Source organism: Arthrobacter sp. P4_H3, assembly GCF_056400885.1.
In genome coordinates this window covers 206,626-226,417 of sequence record NZ_JBFUKK010000004.1, presented here as the reverse complement: position 1 = coordinate 226,417, position 19,792 = coordinate 206,626, and the positions used below count along the sequence as shown (strand labels likewise).

At 66.5% G+C, this 19,792-nt stretch carries 17 protein-coding genes; 6 read left to right on the top strand and 11 right to left on the bottom strand.

Annotated elements, in window-relative coordinates:
• Positions 1 to 30: 30 nt before the first annotated feature.
• Positions 31 to 1,095: a hypothetical protein gene (locus tag AC1DRE_RS07770; protein WP_476984084.1), complete on the bottom strand. Its 1,065-nt coding sequence runs from the start codon at positions 1,093 to 1,095 to the stop codon at positions 31 to 33.
• A gap of 281 nt (positions 1,096 to 1,376) precedes the next feature.
• On the opposite strand from AC1DRE_RS07770, the gene AC1DRE_RS07765 reads away from it, so the two are divergent.
• Positions 1,377 to 2,207 (top strand): HAD-IIA family hydrolase, encoded by an 831-nt coding sequence (locus AC1DRE_RS07765; protein WP_104174109.1) that lies wholly within the window; start codon positions 1,377 to 1,379, stop codon positions 2,205 to 2,207.
• Positions 2,208 to 2,253: 46 nt separating this feature from the next.
• On the opposite strand, the gene AC1DRE_RS07760 is transcribed toward AC1DRE_RS07765, so the two are convergent.
• The 4 genes from AC1DRE_RS07760 to pyrE form a co-directional block, all read right to left on the bottom strand.
• A complete protein-coding gene (locus AC1DRE_RS07760; RefSeq protein WP_476984083.1) occupies positions 2,254 to 3,294 on the bottom strand; it encodes a thioesterase domain-containing protein in 1,041 nt (346 codons plus the stop codon).
• Between the two features lie 51 nt (positions 3,295 to 3,345).
• Positions 3,346 to 3,939, bottom strand: a complete 594-nt coding sequence (locus AC1DRE_RS07755) for a hypothetical protein (RefSeq protein WP_476984082.1) — start codon at positions 3,937 to 3,939, stop codon at positions 3,346 to 3,348.
• A gap of 140 nt (positions 3,940 to 4,079) precedes the next feature.
• The gene (locus AC1DRE_RS07750; RefSeq protein WP_476984081.1) at positions 4,080 to 4,862 is read right to left on the bottom strand and encodes a GAF and ANTAR domain-containing protein; all 783 of its coding nucleotides are present in this window, start codon (positions 4,860 to 4,862) and stop codon (positions 4,080 to 4,082) included.
• Between the two features lie 206 nt (positions 4,863 to 5,068).
• Positions 5,069 to 5,641 carry an orotate phosphoribosyltransferase gene (gene pyrE, locus AC1DRE_RS07745; RefSeq protein ID WP_476984080.1) on the bottom strand — a complete coding sequence of 191 codons (573 nt, stop codon included), beginning with the start codon at positions 5,639 to 5,641 and terminating at the stop codon, positions 5,069 to 5,071.
• Between the two features lie 122 nt (positions 5,642 to 5,763).
• Here pyrE and acsA point away from each other — a divergent pair, with 122 nt between their 5' ends.
• From acsA to AC1DRE_RS07720, 5 genes are read left to right on the top strand one after another with little or no spacing between them, the layout of a single operon-like run.
• On the top strand, positions 5,764 to 7,587 hold the full coding sequence (gene acsA / locus AC1DRE_RS07740) for an acetate--CoA ligase (RefSeq protein ID WP_476984079.1): 1,824 nt from the start codon (positions 5,764 to 5,766) through the stop codon (positions 7,585 to 7,587).
• Positions 7,584 to 8,585, top strand: a complete 1,002-nt coding sequence (gene pdhA, locus AC1DRE_RS07735; RefSeq protein WP_476984078.1) for a pyruvate dehydrogenase (acetyl-transferring) E1 component subunit alpha — start codon at positions 7,584 to 7,586, stop codon at positions 8,583 to 8,585. Before acsA ends, pdhA begins: the two co-directional genes overlap by 4 nt.
• Positions 8,582 to 9,562, top strand: a complete 981-nt coding sequence (locus AC1DRE_RS07730) for an alpha-ketoacid dehydrogenase subunit beta (protein WP_476984077.1) — start codon at positions 8,582 to 8,584, stop codon at positions 9,560 to 9,562. The genes pdhA and AC1DRE_RS07730 overlap by 4 nt, the downstream gene beginning before the upstream one ends.
• Positions 9,555 to 10,937, top strand: a complete 1,383-nt coding sequence (locus AC1DRE_RS07725; RefSeq protein ID WP_476984076.1) for a dihydrolipoamide acetyltransferase family protein — start codon at positions 9,555 to 9,557, stop codon at positions 10,935 to 10,937. The genes AC1DRE_RS07730 and AC1DRE_RS07725 overlap by 8 nt, the downstream gene beginning before the upstream one ends.
• Positions 10,934 to 11,176, top strand: coding sequence for an acyl carrier protein (locus AC1DRE_RS07720; protein ID WP_476984075.1), 243 nt, complete (start codon positions 10,934 to 10,936; stop codon positions 11,174 to 11,176). The genes AC1DRE_RS07725 and AC1DRE_RS07720 overlap by 4 nt, the downstream gene beginning before the upstream one ends.
• Here the strand turns inward: AC1DRE_RS07720 and AC1DRE_RS07715 are convergent.
• The 6 genes from AC1DRE_RS07715 to AC1DRE_RS07690 all read right to left on the bottom strand — a co-directional run bounded on the left by AC1DRE_RS07715 (position 11,155) and on the right by AC1DRE_RS07690 (position 19,790).
• Complete coding sequence (locus AC1DRE_RS07715; protein WP_476984074.1) at positions 11,155 to 12,402, bottom strand: FAD-dependent oxidoreductase; 1,248 nt, start codon at positions 12,400 to 12,402, stop codon at positions 11,155 to 11,157. The genes AC1DRE_RS07720 and AC1DRE_RS07715 overlap by 22 nt on opposite strands.
• A gap of 101 nt (positions 12,403 to 12,503) precedes the next feature.
• On the bottom strand, positions 12,504 to 14,831 hold the full coding sequence (locus tag AC1DRE_RS07710; protein ID WP_476984073.1) for a gluconokinase, GntK/IdnK-type: 2,328 nt from the start codon (positions 14,829 to 14,831) through the stop codon (positions 12,504 to 12,506).
• Complete coding sequence (gene manD / locus AC1DRE_RS07705; RefSeq protein ID WP_476984072.1) at positions 14,821 to 16,050, bottom strand: D-mannonate dehydratase ManD; 1,230 nt, start codon at positions 16,048 to 16,050, stop codon at positions 14,821 to 14,823. Before manD ends, AC1DRE_RS07710 begins: the two co-directional genes overlap by 11 nt.
• A 5-nt stretch (positions 16,051 to 16,055) precedes the next feature.
• Positions 16,056 to 17,480, bottom strand: a complete 1,425-nt coding sequence (locus tag AC1DRE_RS07700) for a mannitol dehydrogenase family protein (protein WP_476984071.1) — start codon at positions 17,478 to 17,480, stop codon at positions 16,056 to 16,058.
• Positions 17,477 to 18,880 (bottom strand): glucuronate isomerase, encoded by a 1,404-nt coding sequence (gene uxaC / locus AC1DRE_RS07695; protein ID WP_476984070.1) that lies wholly within the window; start codon positions 18,878 to 18,880, stop codon positions 17,477 to 17,479. Before uxaC ends, AC1DRE_RS07700 begins: the two co-directional genes overlap by 4 nt.
• Positions 18,881 to 18,884: 4 nt before the next feature.
• A complete protein-coding gene (locus AC1DRE_RS07690) occupies positions 18,885 to 19,790 on the bottom strand; it encodes a sugar phosphate isomerase/epimerase family protein (protein WP_476984069.1) in 906 nt (301 codons plus the stop codon).
• Positions 19,791 to 19,792 lie beyond the last annotated feature (2 nt).

Below are 19,792 nucleotides of genomic sequence, written 5' to 3'. Positions count from 1 at the left end.
GACCAGTGCCCGGGACGGATGCGGGCGGGACTAGCCGTCCAGCTTCCAGCGGTTGGCCCGGTAGGAGTTGGCGATCTTCTCCAACGCTTCCGGATTGGCGTTCCAGTAGCTCTCGTGTCCGCTGACGCCCATCATCTGCGGCGTGCCCCAAGGCGTCACACTGAACAGGTTGACGGCCCGGATGGCGTCGCCGCCGGCGTTGGTGCACGTGAACCCGACCACGACGGCCGTTGCACGGCGGAACTCCCGGATTTCCGGCGTCGACGACTCAAAATTGGAGACGCATTTGTGGCCCACGAGGTGCTGCGGCAGTTCAGCGGCGGGGATGGCCTTGAGCTTCGCCTCGATGTCCTTGACGGCTGCCTGGACCTTTGCCGGTTCCTTGCCGTACTTGCCCTCCTCAGCTTCAGCGAAGAAGGAGAAGGCCGTGGAAATGCCGTCACCGTCACGCTCATCGGTACCTCTGGCGACTTGCTGCATGGGAGCGCCGGAGGCAGGGTCCGTGGTGATCCCGAAGGTTTCGTCGCTGCTCCACGCGGCCAGGTACGAGAAGGAGGATTCGCCGGTGACAAAGCGCTTGAAGAGCGGGTCGTCGGCTGCCGGAATGTTGGCGGGGCCCTGAAGTTCGTCCCACCCCTGGGGAAGGGGGAAGGCGCCGGCCGGCATGTCGTCCGAGGGGGCATCCTCCGACGGCGCGGCGGATCCCTCCGGAGCGGCGCTCTCCTCCGCCGCTTCCGAAGCCGCGGCTTCAGAAGACGGCGCCACCGGCACAGGCTTGTCCTCGGCCTGCGGTTTGCTGAACGCCGGAATGACCCAAACGAACACGGCCACCAGCGCAATGATCACGGCAGCGGCGACGGCGCCCAGCACAATGATCAGGTTCTTGTTGTTGCGCGGCTGCTCTGGTGGCTGGGGCACGGAATTCTGTGCCGGGTAGGGCGGCTGGGGATAGGGCTGCTGTGTCGCGTACGGCTGCGTGGGCGGCTGGGGCGCATAGGGCTGCTGGGGCGGCGGCGGGTAGCCCTGCGTATCTCCGGGCTGCGTATCTCTGGATGAATCCCTGGGCGGCGGCGGTGCGCCGTAGTTGTTGCTCATGTGCGGGCCCTTTCAGGTGCTTGCTGGCATCCTGCGGTTCCCGGGATGCCTGGTAATGTCCGGCGGCGGGGACCTGCCGGCGCGGGCCGGCACAACAAACCACCGCAGACATCCCCCGATCCGCGGCCGCTGGCACACTGGTGCCAGCTACGAGCCTAGTGGAAGAACAGCCCCGGGATGCCGCGGGCGCGTTCCGTCATTCTTCGGACGCCGGATGTTCCGGTCCCCGAAAAATGACAGACTGGGACCCGGAACCGGCCCATCAGCGTTGGAGGATCACCATGGCAAAATCAGACGAAGTACGTTCATCGGCATCGGTTTACCGAAGCGGCCAGGAAATCGAATGCTGGCTGACGGACATGGACGGCGTCCTGGTCCACGAAAACCAGCCGATCCCCGGTGCCGCTGAACTGATCCAGCGCTGGGTGGACACCTCCAAGCGCTTCCTGGTCCTCACCAACAACTCCATCTTCACGCCCCGGGACCTGGCCGCGCGGCTGCGTTCCTCCGGGCTGGAGATCCCGGAGGAGAACATCTGGACCTCGGCGCTGGCCACCGCACAGTTCCTGAAGGACCAGGTGCGCGGCTCGGAATCCGGGAACCGTGCCTACACCATCGGCGAGGCGGGACTCACGACGGCGCTGCACGAGGCCGGCTTCATCCTCACCGACCAGAACCCGGACTTTGTGGTGCTCGGCGAAACGCGCACGTACTCCTTCGAAGCCATCACCATGGCCATCCGGCTGATCCTGGCCGGTGCCCGCTTCATCGCCACCAACCCGGACGCCACCGGCCCATCCAAGGACGGCCCCATGCCCGCCACCGGAGCCATCGCGGCCCTGATCACCAAGGCCACCGGCCGCGAACCGTACATCGTGGGCAAGCCGAACCCCATGATGTTCCGTTCGGCCATGAACCAGATCGACGCCCACTCCGAGACCACCGCCATGATCGGCGACCGCATGGACACCGACATCATCGCGGGCATGGAGGCCGGACTGCACACCGTGCTGGTCCTCAGCGGAATCACGCACCGGGACGACATCGCCGCCTATCCGTTCCGGCCCAACCAGATCCTCAACTCGGTGGCGGACCTCAAGAGCCAGATCTAGTCTCCTTCGGACTGCGGCGGCCCGGCTGCGGCGGCCGGGCACCGGTTCAGAACGCCGTCATCTTGCCGCCGCCCGAAGGCAACGGGAAGATTTCATCCTGCAGCTCTTCGATGATGGGCCGGTAAACGAACGGGTTCCACTGCGGGCTGGCATGCGCCGGCAGGGCGTCGTCGGTGCGCAGGTCGTTGGACACCATGTTCGCGGCAAACGTCTGGGCCCACGATTGGCGGGCCGTCTGGTAGTTCACCGTGCCGTCGCGAGGGTTGCCAATGAAGGCCATCCGGGTCGCACCGATCTTGCCGGCGAACCGGGTGGCGTCGAAATGGTAGATGTAGGCCGATTCGGACTGGATCAGCACACTGGACGGAGCGATCGGTGACAGCTGTTCCAGGCTCTGGTCCACCACCTGGCGCCAGGTCCGCTCGTCCTTGTGCGCGATGCGTTCGCCGAGTTCATAGCCGCCGCGCAGGACGGTGGGAACGCGGAACCCGCCTTCGTAGAGGACAACCACACCCTCGAACCAGCTCTGGTCCAGGACGTCGAACTTGCTGTAGGGGCTGGAGTCGAGCAGGATCAACTCCACTTCCACGCCGTGCAGCTCGAGCAACCGGGCAGCGACCTGCGTCGCCACCATCCCGCCGAAGCTGTGGCCGTAGAAGTACAGGCTGGTCAGCTGCTTTTCCCGAACGTACTCGATCACCTCAATCACGATCTGGTCAATGTCCAGCCCCTCGTTGGAATACCCGACTGCGGCAAGCTGGCCGCGCTGGCGCAGCGTGCCGCGCAGGGAATTGAGGATCCACAGCGCCTCCTCCCAGCTTGTTTTGTAGCCGGGAAACAGGATCCAGCTGGAGTGCGGGTAGTAGCTCTCCGCAAAATCGTCGTGCACCGTCAGGATCCTGTTGGTGCGGCGCTCCGCCTGAACGTCCCGGGTGAAGAACATGTCGGTGGCCAGCAGGGACGCCGCACCCGCGCCGATCAGGAAATTCCGCCGGGAGAATCTCTTGAGCTCGGCGGCATGCCTGAGGAGGCGGCCCTCGGCTGATCCGGGGCCGCCCTCGGGGTATGGCTCCTGGGCACGCGGCACACCTCTACCGTAGCCACAGCGGAAGCCGGATATAAAACGCGATGAACGGTACTAGTTCGCATCCCCGGACGGACGGACAGGAACGCCGCCTACGGCGTCCTTCCCGCCGGCTCTGGCGCTTTCCCGCCGGGAAATTTCCAGGCCGATCGCATCGTAGCGTGCCAGGAGTTCGGTCCGGGCGATCGCAGCAGGATCGTCCAGCATTCCGAACACTGAGTCGCTGGCCGCAAGAAGTTCGTCATCGGAGTACTGGGCCAGCGGACCGCACCCCGACGGGTCAATGGACGCCGCGAATTCCCCGGTGATTTCAACGGTCCTGGAACCAGCGCCGGAATCTGAAGCAACGTCGTCCCGCCGCGGCGTGAAATCGAGCGAAACCCCCGATCCGGTGGATACGCCGCCGTCGCTGGCGCCGCCGTCGATCGCGTTGAGGTCATTGCGGAGTCCTACCAGGGCGACCGATTCGACGAAGGCGGCCCGGGAGAGATCCACGCGGATGTGGGCGGTGATGCCCATCCGGCGGATGCGGCGAATAACCAGCACAAGGGCGGGGCGGGAATCGTGGTTAAGGCTCCCCCGGACATCAATCCGGACAACATCGGAGGTGACATCGAGTTTAACGAGGGCGTGAAGTTTGCGGTCCATAGGTACTCCAAAAAAGGGTGTCTATGGCCGACGGCTCAACCTTGGCCAGCGTATCCTCCGCGCACCGCCAGCACAAGCCTGCGGTCAGCGCGCAGGCTTGTGCTGGCCGGTAGCGGAGGACCGGGCCCGGCCCGCACCGGCTAGCTTGCCTGGATTCGGCCCTGTCCGCGGTTCTGGCCCTGGCCCGGCTCCTCGAAGTGGGTGCGTGCTTCCGCGCCGCCCACCGAATCCACCAATGACCTGGCGATGTCCCGGAGCTTGACGTTGCTGTTGCTGGAGGCATCAGTCAGGATCTGGACCGCCGCTTCCTGGCTGCAGCGGTTTTGCGCCATGACAATTCCCACGGCGATATCGATGGTGGTCCGGGACTCCAACGTGGCCCGAAGGTTGGTGGCGCTGTCTGTGTGCAGCGAAAACCTGACGGCCAGCCGCAGCGCCTGCGAAATTTCGCGCGTGTAGCCCCTGGCGCGGGCCGCTGCCTTCTCATCGAATTTGCGTGGAACGTCCGAGTAGAGGTTCAGGGCGGCCTTGGCATCACCCTGGAGGTGGAACGGGAGGGACAGCACGGACCGAAGCCCGTGCGAGGCGACGGCATTTGCGTAGTCAGGGCCCCAGCGGTCCTCCTCGAAGAGGTCCGGAACGTGGACTTCCCGTTCCTCCTCCGCAGCCGTCAGGCAGGGCCCCTGGGACAGCGAGTACTGGATTTCGTCCACCTCGCGCGCGGAATCGCTGCTCCAGCCGATGGTGGCCGCCTTGCGGTCCCGGAGCAAGGTAATGCCGCACAGCGCGTCGTCGCCGTCGCCCGCCATCTGGTGCGCGGAAAAGCGCGCCAGTTCGTTGAGGAAGTCCTCGAAATCCGCACTCTCCAGGATGAGGTTCTGGATCTGGTCGACGGTGGTGGGGTTTGGGTTGGACGGGAGCATGGCGCGTTTTCTCCAGGGACAGGTGCACGGGGTCGTAAGGCAAATGGTAAGCCACCGGCGGAGGACCGTCCACGCAGGCTTGGCTACCGGAAGCTGGTCTCCGAGGACACCGGAGCGGCATTGGGCCGCGTGGCCTCAACGGCAGCTGTCGCCTGGCGGAGGTGTCCGGTTCGGGGAAGCGCCTTGACGTTCCGGGCGGGAATCCCCTAGCTCAGGCCGAGTTCGTCCTTGCCGAACGCAAACAGGTACGGCACGCCGGTCTCGGCTTCGATCTTTTCCTTGGCCCCGGTGTCGCGGTCCACGATGACGGCGACCGCAACTACGTTGCCGCCGGCGTTCCGGACACCCTCCACGGCGGTCAGGGCGGAGCCACCCGTGGTGGACGTGTCCTCAAGTACCAGGACCTTGCGGCCTTCCACCGATGGGCCTTCCACCTGGCGGCCCATGCCGTAGGACTTCTGCGCCTTCCGGACAACGAAGGCATCCACGTTGCGGCCCCGGTCCACGGCGGCGTGCATCACTGCGGTGCCCACCGGGTCGGCGCCCATGGTGAGGCCGCCGGCGCACTCGAAGTCGATCCCGGCGTCATCGATCAGCGAGAGCATGACCTGGCCAACGAGCTTGGACGCTTCGTGGTGCAGGGTGATGCGGCGGAGGTCGATGTAGTAGTCGGCCTCGGCTCCGCTGGACAGGATCACCTTGCCGCGGACCACGGCGAGTTCCTTGATGAGTTCAAGCAGGCGGGCACGGGCGGCAGTGGCATCAAGCGGGGCAGTCATGGGGTCCAGTTTAGTGGCTCCGGGATTTATGACGGCGCGGTCCGCGTTGCGGGGGAACCGGCGGAACGGCCAAGGGACTTTCTACTCTATGCAGCCACCCCGGGGAGGAGTCCGATGGAGTCATGACGGCCGGAACCGCTCCATCGACCCGCTGGCCCGCAATCCCCAAGGACATCCGCGGCCTCGCAGTCCGCCCGAACATGGTGGACTACGAGGCCAGCCGCGCCGCGTTCTCCTGGGATGAGGCGCGGCATGCACTGTCAGGACTGCCCGACGGCGGCATCAACATTGCCTACGAGGCCGTGGACCGCCACGCCGCGGGCGAGCTGGCAGGCCATGAAGCGCTGCGCTTCATTCGCGCCGACGGTACCGCCCGTTCGTTGAGTTACGCAGAGCTGGCGGAACAGACCGGACGGTTTGCCGGCGTCCTGCAGGGGCTGGGAGTCGGCCGCGGGGAACGGGTCTTTTCGCTCCTGGGCCGCACGCCGGAGTTGTACGTGGCGGTCTTGGGAACGCTCAAGAACGCCAGCGTGTTCTGCCCCCTCTTTTCCGCCTTCGGCCCCGAGCCCGTCCGTCAGCGTCTTCACCTGGGATCCGGCCGTGCCCTGGTCACCACTCGGGCACTGTACCGGCGGAAGGTTGCCCAGATGCGGGACGAGCTGCCGGAGCTGGAGCACGTGCTTCTGATCGATGCGGACGGCCTGCCGGACCCCGGAACCCTGGATCTGGCCGAACTGATGCGGGACGCGCAGCCGCGGGAAACCGTCCCGACCCGGGCCGAAGAAATGGCCCTGCTGCACTTCACCAGCGGCACCACCGGCACCCCCAAAGGGGCCATCCATGTGCATGACGCCGTCACGGCGCACCGCGCCACAGGCTTCTTTGCACTGGACCTCCACCCGGACGACGTCTACTGGTGCACGGCCGATCCCGGCTGGGTCACGGGCACCTCCTACGGTGTGATCGCTCCCCTGACCCACGGGGTGACCACCATCGTGGACGAAGAGGAAATGGACGCGGACAGGTGGTACCGGATCCTCGCCGAGCAGCGCGTCACCGTCTGGTACACCGCCCCCACCGCGCTGCGCATGCTGATGAAGGCCGGGGCTGACCATGCGGCCGGGCACGATCTGTCCGCACTGCGGTTTGTGGCCAGCGTGGGCGAGCCACTCAACCCCGAAGTGGTGGTGTGGGGCCAGGAAGCCTTCGGTCAGCCTGTCCATGACAACTGGTGGCAGACCGAAACCGGCGGAATCATGATTTCGAACTACCCCGCCATGGAGATCCGGCCCGGCTCCATGGGCCGGCCCCTGCCCGGCATCGAGGCCGCCATTGTGGCCCGGGACCAGGACGGCAAGCCAGTGCTCCGGAACGGCGAAGCCGTGCTGGTGAACGAGCCGGATGCGGTGGGCGAACTGGCCCTCCGTCCGGGCTGGCCGTCCATGTTCCGCGGCTACCTCCACGAAGACGAGCGGTACCGGCGTTGCTTTGCCGGCGGCTGGTACCTCACCGGGGACCTCGCGAAGAAGGACGCCGACGGGTACTTCTGGTTTGTCGGCAGGGGCGACGACGTCATCAAGTCCTCCGGGCACCTGATCGGTCCGTTCGAGGTTGAGAGCTCGCTGATGGAACACGAAGCCGTGGCCGAGGCAGGGGTGATCGGCGTCCCCGATCCAGTTGCCGGCGAAGTGGTCAAGGCCTTCGTGGAACTTCGCACCGGGTGGCAGCCCTCGGAGGCGCTCAAGCTCGACATCATCGGTTTTGCCCGCAAACGGCTGGGCCCGGCGGTGGCTCCCCGACTTCTGGACTTCACCGAGGCACTGCCCAAGACCCGGAGCGGCAAGATCCTCCGGCGGCTCCTGAAGGCCCGTGAACTCGGCCTCCCCGAGGGGGACACCTCAACCATCGAGTCACCTCCCGGCAGCTACCCCGGAGCGCCGGCATGACCGGCACGTCAGCACGGGGAACTGGAAGCGGGGACTCCGACCATAGGAGGCACCTGCTCCACCAGATGCTGCGGGTACGGCGGCTCGAGGAGCAGTGTGTGGAGCTCTACAGCGCGGCCAAGATCCGCGGATTCCTGCACGTCTACATCGGTGAGGAAGCCGTCGCCGCAGGTGTGATGAGCACCCTGGGTCCGGATGACGCCGTGGTGGCAACGTACCGCGAACACGGCCACGCCCTGTTGCGCGGCGTGCCGGCGGGAGCCATCCTGGCCGAAATGTACGGTTACGTGGAGGGCTGCTGCCGGGGCCGCGGCGGCTCCATGCACCTGTTTGACGCCGCCACCCGCTTCTACGGCGGCAACGCGATCGTGGCGGGCGGCCTGCCATTGGCTGTAGGCCTGGCACTGGCGGACAAGATGTCCGGGCGCTCCCGGGTGACGGCCTGCTTCTTCGGCGAGGGCGCCGTGGCCGAGGGTGAATTCCACGAAAGCCTGAACCTTGCGGCACTCTGGCAACTGCCCGTCCTGTTCTGCTGCGAGAACAACCTTTACGCCATGGGCACCGCGCTGGCCCGCTCCGAATCGCAGACCGACATCGCCCTCAAGGCGGCCAGTTACGAGATCGCCTCGTGGTCCGCGGACGGGATGGACGTGCTCGCCGTCGAAGAAACCGCCCGGCGCGCGGTGGATGCCGTCCGGGCAGGCGGCGGACCGCATTTCCTCGAGCTCCGGACCTACCGTTTCAGGGCCCACTCCATGTTCGATCCCGAACGGTACCGCGACAAGGCGGAGGTCTCGCGCTGGATGGAGCGTGATCCGATCGACAAGCTCCGGAACACCCTGGAAGCCGCCGGGCAGTTGACGGACAAGGACTGGAAATCCATCCAGCTGGATGTGGAGGCCGAAGTGAAGGCGGCGGTCGAGTTTGCCGAGGCGGGCACACCGGAGCCGGTGGAGGACCTGACCCGCTTCGTCTACAGCGAGCGGAGCCCGCAATGAAGACCACCTACCGCGAGGCCATGCGGGCAGCCATCAGAGATGCCATGCAGCGCGACGGGCGGGTGTTCCTCATGGGCGAGGATGTTGGCGCGTACGGCGGGTGCTTCGCCGTGAGCCTTGGCCTCTTCGAGGAGTTCGGTCCGGAACGGATCAGGGACACCCCGCTGTCCGAATCCGGCTTCGTGGGCGCAGGGATCGGGGCAGCCCTGGGCGGGATGCGGCCCATTGTTGAGATCATGACCGTCAATTTCAGCCTGCTGGCGCTGGATCAGCTGGTGAACAACGCGGCCACCCTGCTGCACATGTCCGGCGGCCAGTTCAACGTGCCGCTGGTCATCCGGATGACAACAGGCGCCGGCCGCCAGCTCGGTGCCCAGCACTCCCACAGCCTGGAGGGGTGGTACGCGCACATCCCGGGCCTGCGGATCCTCACCCCTGCAACCCTGGAGGATGCCCGCGGAATGCTGTGGACGGCGCTGGAAGACCCTGATCCGGTGCTCATCTTCGAGCACGGCACCCTGTACAACGTGGCCGGGGAGCTCGCTGACGACGCCGGCCCCGTGGACATCAGCACGGCAGCGGTCCGCCGTCCCGGCAAGGATATTTCGCTCATCACCTACGGCGGAACACTCCCGACAGTGCTCGACGCCGCCGCCCGGCTGGCGGGCGACGGCATCGACGCCGAGGTGCTCGATTTGCGCGTGCTGCGCCCGCTCGATGACGCCGCCATTCTGGGCAGCGTGGCCAAGACCCACCGTGCCGTTGTCGTGGATGAGGGCTGGCGGAGCGGCAGCATCTCCGCGGAACTGAGTGCACGGATCACCGAAAATGCCTTCTTCGACCTGGACGCCCCCGTGGGCCGCGTCTGCAGTGCCGAAGTTCCGTTGCCGTACGCCAAACACCTGGAACTGGCGGCGCTGCCCACGGCAGAACGCATCGTCGCTGCTGCCCGGGAGGCGGTAGGGACCCGTGGGTGAATTCAGGATGCCCTCCCTGGGCGCGGACATGGAGCACGGCAAGATGGTGGAGTGGCTGGTCAAGCCCGGCGACTTTGTGCACCGCGGCGATGTGGTGGCCGTGGTGGACACGGACAAGACCGTGATGGACGTGGAGACCTTCGAAGAGGGCGTGGTGGCCGAACTCCTGGTGGACGTCGGCGCCACAGTTCCGATCGGCACTCCGCTGGCGCGGATCACCCAGACCCCCGATGACGGTGCGGGGCCCGGTGCGGAGCCTGCTGAGGGCGGCGCGGCAGGCGCGGCGGGCGCGGCGCACGTTCCTCCACCGGTCCGCCATTTGGCACACCAGCTGGGGCTGGACACTTCAAACATCCGCGGCACGGGAAAGCACGGGGCGCTTACCCGCGCCGATGTGGAACACGCTGCGGCTGCCCAGCACCCTTCCAAGCCCGCCCCAGCCCCGCATGCTCCCGCCGTTTCAGCTGCGCCGCACACGGCACACGTGCGGTCCTCTCCCCGCGCCCGACGGCTCGCGGAAGAGCTGGGCGTCGACATCGGCACGGTGCCAGGCACGGGACCGGACAGCGCAGTGACGGAAACTGACATCCGGCGTGCCGCCAGTTCGGCGGTGCCGCCGGCACCGCCCGAGCTGCCTGTGCCCGCGCCCGGGAAAGGGATGCCCGCCGTCGAATTGGCGCAGCCCCTGGCGGCCTCCGAGCCGCACGACCGTGCGGCCAGCCTCCGGCGTTCCGTCGGATCGCTGATGTCCCGGTCCAAAAAGACCATTCCTCACTACTACCTCAGCACTACGCTGGACCTGCGCGCCGCCGTCGCCTGGATGGAGCAGGTCAACCTGCAGCGGCCGGTGGCCTCCCGGCTGGTTTCCTCAGCTCTGCTGTTGAAGGCAACCGCGCTGGCGGCCCGGGAGAATCCCGAAGTCAACGGCTTCTTCACCGACGGCGACTTCCGGCCAAGCAGTTCCGTACACCTCGGCGTGGCAGTGGCCCTGCGGCACGGCGGACTGGTGGCGCCTGCCATCCACGACGCTGACACCCTGGCAGTCGACGTACTAATGCAGAACCTGCGGGACCTCGTCAGCCGCGCCAGGGCAGGCCACCTTCAGCGCGCCGAAATGGCCGACCCCACCATCACGGTGACGAACCTCGGGGACCTCGGAGTGGAGGCGGTGTACGGCGTCATCTATCCGCCACAGGTGGCTATGGTGGGGTTGGGCCGGGTGGTGGAGCAGCCCTGGGCCCAAAACGGCATGTTGGGTGTGCGGCCTGCCGTCACCGCTACGCTTTCAGCCGACCACAGGGTCAGCGACGGGCTCCGGGGCGCCCGTTTCCTGGCCCGCATCGACGAACTGCTGCAGAAACCGGAGGAGCTATGAACGAGCAGGACGCACGGCGGGCCGTACACACGGCCATCGGCCAGGTTGCGCCGGACGTGGACTTTGACGGGCTCGATGAAACCTCCAGGCTGCGGCAGGACCTGGAACTCGATTCGCTGGACTTCCTGCGGCTCGTGGAAACGATCGACGAGTCCACTGGCGTTGATATCCCCGAGCGCGACTACACCGCAGTGGCCACCGTCAAGGGTCTGATCGACTACCTGGTGGCCCGCGGCTGACCGCGGCGGGCGAAGCCGGGCGCATGCTCCGGCCGGGGCCCGAAGGCAATGAGACGCGGCATGAGCCTGGTCACCGCGGGAACGTGCCTGGCAACAAACACCACCACGCGAGGTACTCCGGACCGCCGTCCGGCAAACAACGGAACGAACACTGCCCGGTGCATGATGCGCTGGACGGTCTGTACCACGACGGTGGGCATCCGCCGCCGCCGTTCCACCGCAGCGAGATCCTGCACTGTCACTTGCCCGCGAAGGAGGGCCGGCGCGAGCCGGGCCGCCGCAGCCACCGCGTCCTGGATGGCCAGGTTGATGCCTACGCCGCCCGCCGGGGACATCGCATGCGCGGCGTCCCCGATGCACAGCAGGCCATCCACATACCAGCGCCGCAACCGGTCCAGCCGGACATCAAGCATATGAAGGTCATCGAGCGAACGGATCGAGTCCACCCGGTCCGCCAGATCAGGACGAAGGCCTGCCACCCGCTGGCGGAACCGTTCCAACCCTTCGGCACGGATTCGCGCGTCCGTGCCCTTGGGACCCAGGTAACCCATCTGGTAGTAGTCATCACGGAACAGCGCGATCATGGCTTCGGTTCCCCGGAATGCCGGAACGATGCCGGCCACCGCGCCCTTTTCCGAGGCGTGGCGCGGGAGCTTGAACCACCAGGTGTCGAACGGAACGGGGAATTCCTTGGGTTGCAATCCTGCTGCCCGGCGCAGCACGGAGTGGCGCCCGTCCGTGGCCACCACAAGGTCCGCCAGGATGGCACCTTCGGAACCGCGGCGGGTCCGGTAGCGGACGCCGGTGACGCGGCCGCCGTCGGACATTAACGATGTGGCTTCATGCTCCATCAGGAGGGTGAAGGTGGGCTCACGCGCTGCTTCGCCGGCCAGGAAGCTCAGGAAATCCCACTGCGGCATCATGGCGATGTAATTGTAGGGCGGCTTCAAGGAGGAGAAATCGCCGAGCGTCAGCATGCCGCCGCCCGGGAGTGGGATGGCGGCGGCGTTCAGCCTGCTCTGCGGCAGTTTCCGGAACTGGTCCCCCAGTCCCAGCTCGTCAATCAGCCTGATGGTGGACGCGTGCACGGTGTCGCCGCGGAAGTCCCGCAGGAAGTCGCCATGCTTTTCGAGGACGGTGACCTCCACACCGGCCCGTGCCAGCAGCAGGCCGAGCATCATGCCCGCCGGTCCCCCGCCCACCACAACGCACCCCGTTCGCTCCATGCACCCACGCTACGCCCCGGGCATGCGGGAGCACAGAGCGCGAACGGACACTTGAGTCCCGGATTGCAGGGCCGCAAGTGTCCGTTCGCGCTGCTGCCCCGCTAGAGCCGGGTGTCGAAGGAATCGCAGAAGACGTTGTCGTTGAACGTTCCCTGGAATTCCGACGTGCCCATGATCTTTTGGATGGTCGCCCGAATGGCCTCGGGCGTTCCGGCGTGGGCGTTGATGGCGGTTTTCACCATCGGCACGTCAATCAGGTGGTTGGGCTGATTGAGCGAGACGAACACGGTGGGGACTTCGGTGACGTACCACGGGATCTCCACGGCCATCGGTGAGGACCACTTGATCCGGATGGCTGCCTCCTGGGCGAAGCCCTTGACATTGGCGAACACGAAGGCCGCATCGTACTTGTCCGCGTAGTCGCCGGTGGCTTCCTCGGAGATGATCGACATGAAATTCACGCCGGTCTCCCCCGCCGCCTCCCGCTGGTCCGCCGTCTTGAACAGGTGCACCTCAAAGCCGGCGCTTTCCAGTTCGGCCTTGACGGTGTCCAGGTAGGCCAGCGGATCAGCCCGGGTGAAGTCCGAGCCGCCGGAGATGCCGTACAGGCGGATCCGTTTATGCGTCTCCGGCGTGATGGGCAGGTTGTTGGCCGTGTCCTTGATCAGCGTGACGGTCTTGTCCGCGATCTCTGCCGCGACGGCCCGGTGGGCATCGCTGCCGATCTTCGCCAGCGCCTCAACCGGCGGCACAAGCTCGGCGGCTGGCTTGAGGTGCAGCCCGAGGCTTGCCTTGAGGGCCAGGATCCGGCGCAGTGCATCGTGCAGGCGCTGCTCGGTGATGACGCCGGACTTGTAGCCGTCCATCATGTACCCGAAGTCCTCGGCCGGGTTGCGGAAGAACAGGAACATGTCGCAGCCGGCGGCGATAGTGGCCGGAACCAGGTCCTTGCGCCTCATGGCCTGGGTGAGGCCGATCATCTGCGAGGCGTCAGTAAGGATCAGTCCGTTGAAGCCCAGCTCGCCGCGGAGCAGGTCCTGCAGCAGTTCCGGGGACAGCGTGGCGGGCAGGATGTCCTTGTCCGCCGTTCCCGGGCGGAAATGCCGTGTGACCTCCGGCGCGCCGATGTGCCCGATCATGATGGACTGCACGCCGTGCCCGATCATCTCGCGGTACACGTGCCCGTAGGTCCTGTTCCAGTCCTCGTAGCCGAGGGTGTTGTAGGAGGTGACCACGTGCTGGTCGCGTTCGTCCATGCCGTCGCCGGGGAAGTGCTTCATTGCACAGACGGTAGGGGATTCGCTGATGCCGTCGAAGTACTCCTTGGCGCGCTCCACCACGATCTCCGGCGTGTTGCCGAAGGCCCGGGTGGAGATCACCGTGTTCCGCCAGTTGTAGTGAATGTCCACGATCGGCGCGAACGCCCAGTTGCAGCCCAGTGCCGCGGTTTCCACCCCGGCCACCTGCCCCATCTTCCGGGCGATGGCCTTGTCCGGGTGCGAGCCGGCCTGCAGGTGCGTCGAGACAAATGTTCCGTCGTCGCAGCTTCCGGCTCCCCCCATTTCCGGGTTGGAGGCCACCAGGAGCGGGATCCGGGTCCTGGACTGCGCGTAGCGGATGTGTTCCTGCACGGCTGTGGAGGGTCCCGGCCGGTAGCGCATGCCGCCCACGTGGTAGGTGTCCAGGACACCGTCCAGATACTTCGGGGAGTAGTCGTTGTTGTGGTTGATGAACAGCTGCCCGATTTTTTCCTCGAGGCTCAGTCCGGCGATGGTGGATTCCACCCATGCAACGGCATCGCCGTCGAGATTGAACGGCGCGGCCTGGAGGTCGACGTCGAACTGGCGCGGTTGGGTGCCCGGGGCACTCTGGTACGCCACACCGGAAGTTCCGACGGCGGCTCCGGCGACGGCGGCAATGCCGGCCAGCGCTTCGGTCACCACCTGGTCAACCGGGGCGGCGATGTCCACCACAATTCCTGCTTCGTCGGCTTCGAGCGGTTCGAGGGTTGCGAGCTGGGATTCCAGGAGGGCGGGCGGCATGAAGTGGCCGGTGCGTCCTTCAGTGCGCGCCCTGAGCACTTCTTTGCTGCCGTGCAGGTGCAGGAACACGGTGTCCGGTGCCTGCTCCCGGATGGCGTCGCGGTAGCTGCGCCGCAGGGCAGAGCAGGCGAGCACCAGGCCGCCGTCGCCGGCGTTGGCCAGCTCCGCGCCCACGGTGGCCAGCCAGGGCCACCGGTCCTCGTCGGTCAGCGGCGTGCCGGCCGCCATCTTGGCCACGTTTTCCACGGGGTGGAGGGAGTCGCCGTCGAGGAACGGAACGCCCAGTTCGCGGGCCACGAGGTCGCCGATGGTGGTCTTGCCGCAGCCGGAGACGCCCATCACGATGATGCGGTGCTTGCTGTTCACTGCCGGTGCCTCACCAGTCATGGACGGTGCCGTCGACGAGGCGGTTGTAGGGCAGGTAGGCCTGCTGGTACGGGTACGTGGCGGCTGCTTCTTCGTTGAATTCGACGCCGATGCCGGGCTTGTCGCCCGGGTGCAGGTAGCCGTCCACGAACGTCATGGACTGCTCGAACACCGTGTTGGTCGCGTCGGAGTGCTGCATGTATTCCTGGATGCCGTAGTTGTGGATGGCCAGGCCCACGTGCAGCTGGGCGGCGAACCCGACCGGGGAGATGTCGGTGGGGCCGTGGAAGCCGGACTTGATCTGGTACTGCGCGGCGAAGTCCATGACCTTCTTCAGCGGGGAGATCCCGCCGAAGTGCGTGGACGCTGCCCGGACGTAGTCGATCAGCTGTTCCTTGATGATGGTCTGGTAGTCGTACACGGTGTTGAAGATTTCGCCGATGGCCAGCGGGGTGGTGGTGTGCTGGCGGACCAGGCGCAGGGCCTCCTGGTTTTCGGCCGGGGTGCAGTCCTCGAGCCAGAACAGGTCATAGGGTTCCAGGGCCTTGCCCAGCTTGGCGGCCTGGATCGGGGTCATGCGGTGGTGGCCGTCGTGCAGCAGCGGCAGCTCCGGGCCGAACTCGTTCCGGACGGCCTCGAAGACGGACGGCAGGTGGCGCAGGTAGGCCCGGGTGTCCCAGTCCTCCTCCACCGGGAACGCGCCGCGGCCGGCGGGTTCGTAGTCGTAGCGTTCACCCGAGGCCTGGGCCTGGGCGGCGACACCGTAGACGGCTTTGATGCCCGGAACGGCGGTCTGGATGCGGACCGACTTGTAGCCGAGTTCCAGGTGCTCGCGGACCGAGTCGAACAGGGAGGGGATGTCCGCGCCGGAGGCGTGGCCGTAAGCGCGCAGGCCGTTGCGGGAAGCCCCGCCGAGGAGCTGGTAGACCGGCATCCCGGCCATTTTGCCCTTGATGTCCCAGAGCGCCATGTCCACGGCGGCGATCGCGGCCATGGTCACCGGCCCCCGGCGCCAGTAGGAGCTGCGGTACAGGAACTGCCAGGTGTCCTCGATCCGGTGCGGGTCCTTGCCGATCAGCAGCTGCGCAACGTGTTCCTTGAGGTACGCGGCAACGGCGAGCTCGCGGCCGTTCAGGGTGGCGTCACCGATGCCGGTCACGCCGTCCTCCGTGGTGATCCGGAGGGTCACGAAGTTACGGGACGGGCTTGTGACAAATACTTCGGCTGCAACGATCTTCATGAAGTTCAGCTGTTCCTTCCGGGAATCAGGTGGGTAGTTGTGGCGACGTTGTCGGTGAAGGTGCCGCACAGGCCCGCTACCATCGACACGGTCTGGGCGTCGTTTCCCAGCTGGGGGCTGACCAGGCTTAGGAGGGCGGCTACCCTTTCCTGTCCCCGGGACCTGTTCGCCGTCCCAATGGCGGCGGACAACGGGTCCTGAAGCCCGTTTTGTTCGGACACACAGTCGACCCAGGCCGCCAGCATCAGGGCACTGCCGGCGCCGGATCGGCCCTGGGATCTTTCGGCGGTCAGGACCGGCAATGCCCTCATCCGGAGCTTGGTGGTGCCGTCCGCGGCAATCTGGGAGAGGTGGTGGGCAATGCGGCTGTTGCCGAACCGGTCCAGCAGGGCCAGGCGGTACTCGGGAACATGGAGCTCTCTTCCGTGCAGATGGGCCGCCGCTTCATCCCAGAAGGCTTCCACGGCTTCCCGGCACAGCGGATCCTCAAGTGCCTGTGCAACCGTGGTGTGCCCCCGGAGCTGACCGGCGTATGCCAGGAGCGAATGGGCGCCGTTCAGGAGCCACAATTTGCGGTTCTCGTACGGTTCGATGTCGTCCACCACGACGGCGCCGGCATCCTCCCATCGGGGCCTGCCGTTCGGGAAGTCCCCGCTGATCACCCAGTCCCGGAACGGCTCCGCCACCACCGGTGAGCTGTCCAGGTACCCGCATTCTTCAGCCACCTCGGCAATGTCAGCCTCCGTGGTGCGCGGGGTGATCCGGTCCACAGACGTGCTGACAAAACTGACGTGCTCCCCTATCCAGGCTGCGAGCGTCCCGTCCCAGGCTTCCGCCATTCCGGTGACTGCGCGGCGGGCTACGTCCCCGTTGCCGGAGAGGTTGTCGCAACTCACGACGGCGATGGGGCCGGCCGCGGCGTCCCTGCGAGCGGCGAGGGAGAACACCAGCCGGCCCAGCGGCGTCGTCAGCGTCCCGCCCGTGCCGGCATCTGTCAGCACGGCGAGATCGCCGGCGACGCCAGGCGAATCGGCGTCGAAGCTGCCGTTGGAGGCCAGCCCGTAGGCGGCTTCCGTGATGGTCAGGGTCACCATGGCAGTTTCCGGCGCGGAGATCAGCTCACCGAGCCTGCCGACGTCGGCGCCGTCGACCGCTTCGACAACGCTTCCGATGACTTCGAACCTGTCCCCGTTGCCGGTGCGCTCGATCAGCGTAAACAGGCCGTCCTGCGCCGCGAGCGCAGCGGCCGCATCCGGCCGCCTGCCCGTGAAGGCGGCGATCCCCCATTCGCTGCCGTCACCGGCGTGCTGCGTGTACCAGGCCTGGTGCGAACGATGGAAGGCGCCGAGGCCAAGATGGACGATCCGCACCGGTGCCTTGGGCAGCGGGCGAAGCCCCCGGTCCAGCACGGGCAGGCTGTTGGCGCTCACAGCTTGAACACCCTGCGCGGCGAGGAATCGACGATGTCCACGATGAGTTCATGCGCACGTTGTTCGCTGATCCGGTGCTCGGCCACGAGGCGTGCCAGGAAGGATGACTCGATCCGGCGGGACGTGTCGTGGCGGGCCGGAATGGAGCAGAACGCGCGGGTGTCGTCGATGAACCCGGAGGATCGTGAGAAACCGGCGGTTTCCGTAACCGCGGCCCGGAAGCGCAGCATTGCATCAGGCGCGTCCAGGAACCACCACGGTGCCCCGATGTACACAGACGGGTAGAAACCGGCCAGCGGTGCCAGTTCACGTGAAAACACGGTCTCGTCCAGGGTGAACAGCACCAGGTGGAAGTCCTTGGCGGTGCCGAAATCCTGCAGCAGCGGCCGGATGGCCTCGGTGTAATTTACCGCGAACGGAATGTCATGCCCCGTGTCCGCCCCAAAGGCCTCGAAAGTGGGAGCGTGGTGGTTACGGTACGAGCCTGGGTGGATGGTCATGACCAGCCCGTCCTCGACGGACATCCTCGCCATCTCGTACATCATGTGGGCCTCGAAGGCCTGGCAGTCCTCCGGAGTCGCTTCCCCTGACCTGGCACGCTCGAACAGCCGCTCCGCATCCGCCTTGTCCATTTTCAGGGTGGCCGGGGTCCGGACGCCATGGTCTGCAGACACTGCCCCGTTTGCCACGAAGTGCCGCCGTCTTGATTCCAGGGCGCTGATGTAGCCCGAATATCCGGACGCACCCGAACCGGCGGCAGCAATGAGCCGTTCCACGTTGTCGTGCCAGGCCGGATGGGCAATGTTCAGGTACTGGTCCGGACGGAAGGTCGGCAGGACACGGCCGGCGAAGGCAGGGTCCGCGGCCAAGGCGGCATGGCTGTCCAGGGAGTCCAGCGGATCGTCCGTGGTGGCCAGCACCTCGATGTTGAATTCCTTGAACAGCTGCCGCGGCCGGAACCCAGGTTCGGCAAGCTTGGCCGAAATCGCGTCGAAGATGCGATCTGCGTTCTCCGCGTTCGGTTCGTCGTGCAGGCCGAAGACAAACTCGAATTCCTGCCGGATCCAATACCCTGAGGCCGTGCCCTCGAAGTCGGGCCACGCGGCACAGAAGTTGCGCCAGATCTGTCGCGAGCCTGCAGTGGAGTCGCCGAGCCCCAACTGGTCCATCGGGACGCCCCCAGCGTGGATCAGGCGGGTCACATAGTGATCCGGCGTGACCAGCAGGGCGGCAGGATCGGGGAAGGGCAGGTTCTGTTCAATCACTGCTGCGTCCACGTGACCGTGCGGTGAAATGATCGGAAGACCCTCCACCAGGGTGTACAGCGAGCGGGCAATGTCCCGTACTCCAGGTTCCGCGGGGAGAAGCCGGTCCGGATGGGCTGCTATTGTGTGCGCCATGGTCTCAACGGGCCCCGGCCCCGGCGGTGAGTCCGGCGATGGCCGCGGTACGCCGCAGGTAGTCAAGGTTGGCGGCGGTTCGTTCGGCGAGGGGAAGCTCCGTGGAGAAATCTTCCACCGTGACCCAGCCGTCGTAGCCATGGGCAGCCAACGCGTGGAAGTACTCAAGGACGCTCCCCTGTCCGGACTGCAGCGGTGCCCATTCGTTCTGGAAGACTGCCGCTCCGGATGCGTCCGTCTCGTCCCGGCGGACCCACACGGCGTTCTTGACGTGAATATGCGCCAGGTATTCTCCCAGGAGCTCGAAGGCTGGAAGGTAGTCTTCCTGGCCTTCGATCAGCAGATTGCCCAGGTCGTGGATGACCCCGACATGCCGCGGGTCCAGACCCTCCAGCAGGCGCCGTGCAGAGGAAGCGGACGCCGTAATCGTGCGATGGTGCAGTTCCACCAGTGCCTTCACTCCGTGGTGGGCGGCCCGTTCCGCCACCCACTCGAAATCACGGCGTGCCGACTCAAAAAGAACAGGGTACGGGATTCCGCTGGGCTCCTCATTCCCCCATCCGGCAGTCCCCAGCGGAAGCGTGGTCACGCGGACCTGGCCCGCGCCCAAGGCGGCGGTCGCCGCCAGCATGCGCTCGACGTCATCGTGGTTGTCGCACCGGGCATAGCCGCCAATCCCGGAGAACTCCAAGCCGGCGTCGCGGGTGATGGCAGCGATCCGCTCCAGGTTGCCTTCGAGGCCCGTCAGCGGGATGGTGGCCCTGTTGCCGGCCCAGAAACCGGGCTCGGGCGCCTCCGCCTGGTCCGTGACCCGCCATTCGATGCCGTCCCACCCCTGTGCGGAGAGGTGGGCGACTGCGTCCTCCGGAGTCCAATCAGGCGTGGAGGCCGTGAATACTGAGAATTTCATCG

What these genes read in the sequence shown, in the direction of transcription:
- AC1DRE_RS07770 (WP_476984084.1), bottom strand. Translation starts at nt 1,095, where the DNA reads ATGAGCAACAACTACGGCGCACCGCCGCCGCCCAGGGATTCATCCAGA.
- AC1DRE_RS07765 (WP_104174109.1), top strand. Translation starts at nt 1,377, where the DNA reads ATGGCAAAATCAGACGAAGTACGTTCATCGGCATCGGTTTACCGAAGC.
- AC1DRE_RS07755 (WP_476984082.1), bottom strand. Translation starts at nt 3,939, where the DNA reads ATGGACCGCAAACTTCACGCCCTCGTTAAACTCGATGTCACCTCCGAT.
- AC1DRE_RS07750 (WP_476984081.1), bottom strand. Translation starts at nt 4,862, where the DNA reads ATGCTCCCGTCCAACCCAAACCCCACCACCGTCGACCAGATCCAGAAC.
- pyrE (WP_476984080.1), bottom strand. Translation starts at nt 5,641, where the DNA reads ATGACTGCCCCGCTTGATGCCACTGCCGCCCGTGCCCGCCTGCTTGAA.
- acsA (WP_476984079.1), top strand. Translation starts at nt 5,764, where the DNA reads ATGACGGCCGGAACCGCTCCATCGACCCGCTGGCCCGCAATCCCCAAG.
- pdhA (WP_476984078.1), top strand. Translation starts at nt 7,584, where the DNA reads ATGACCGGCACGTCAGCACGGGGAACTGGAAGCGGGGACTCCGACCAT.
- AC1DRE_RS07730 (WP_476984077.1), top strand. Translation starts at nt 8,582, where the DNA reads ATGAAGACCACCTACCGCGAGGCCATGCGGGCAGCCATCAGAGATGCC.
- AC1DRE_RS07720 (WP_476984075.1), top strand. Translation starts at nt 10,934, where the DNA reads ATGAACGAGCAGGACGCACGGCGGGCCGTACACACGGCCATCGGCCAG.
- AC1DRE_RS07715 (WP_476984074.1), bottom strand. Translation starts at nt 12,402, where the DNA reads ATGGAGCGAACGGGGTGCGTTGTGGTGGGCGGGGGACCGGCGGGCATG.
- AC1DRE_RS07710 (WP_476984073.1), bottom strand. Translation starts at nt 14,831, where the DNA reads ATGACTGGTGAGGCACCGGCAGTGAACAGCAAGCACCGCATCATCGTG.
- manD (WP_476984072.1), bottom strand. Translation starts at nt 16,050, where the DNA reads ATGAAGATCGTTGCAGCCGAAGTATTTGTCACAAGCCCGTCCCGTAAC.
- uxaC (WP_476984070.1), bottom strand. Translation starts at nt 18,880, where the DNA reads ATGGCGCACACAATAGCAGCCCATCCGGACCGGCTTCTCCCCGCGGAA.
- AC1DRE_RS07690 (WP_476984069.1), bottom strand. Translation starts at nt 19,790, where the DNA reads ATGAAATTCTCAGTATTCACGGCCTCCACGCCTGATTGGACTCCGGAG.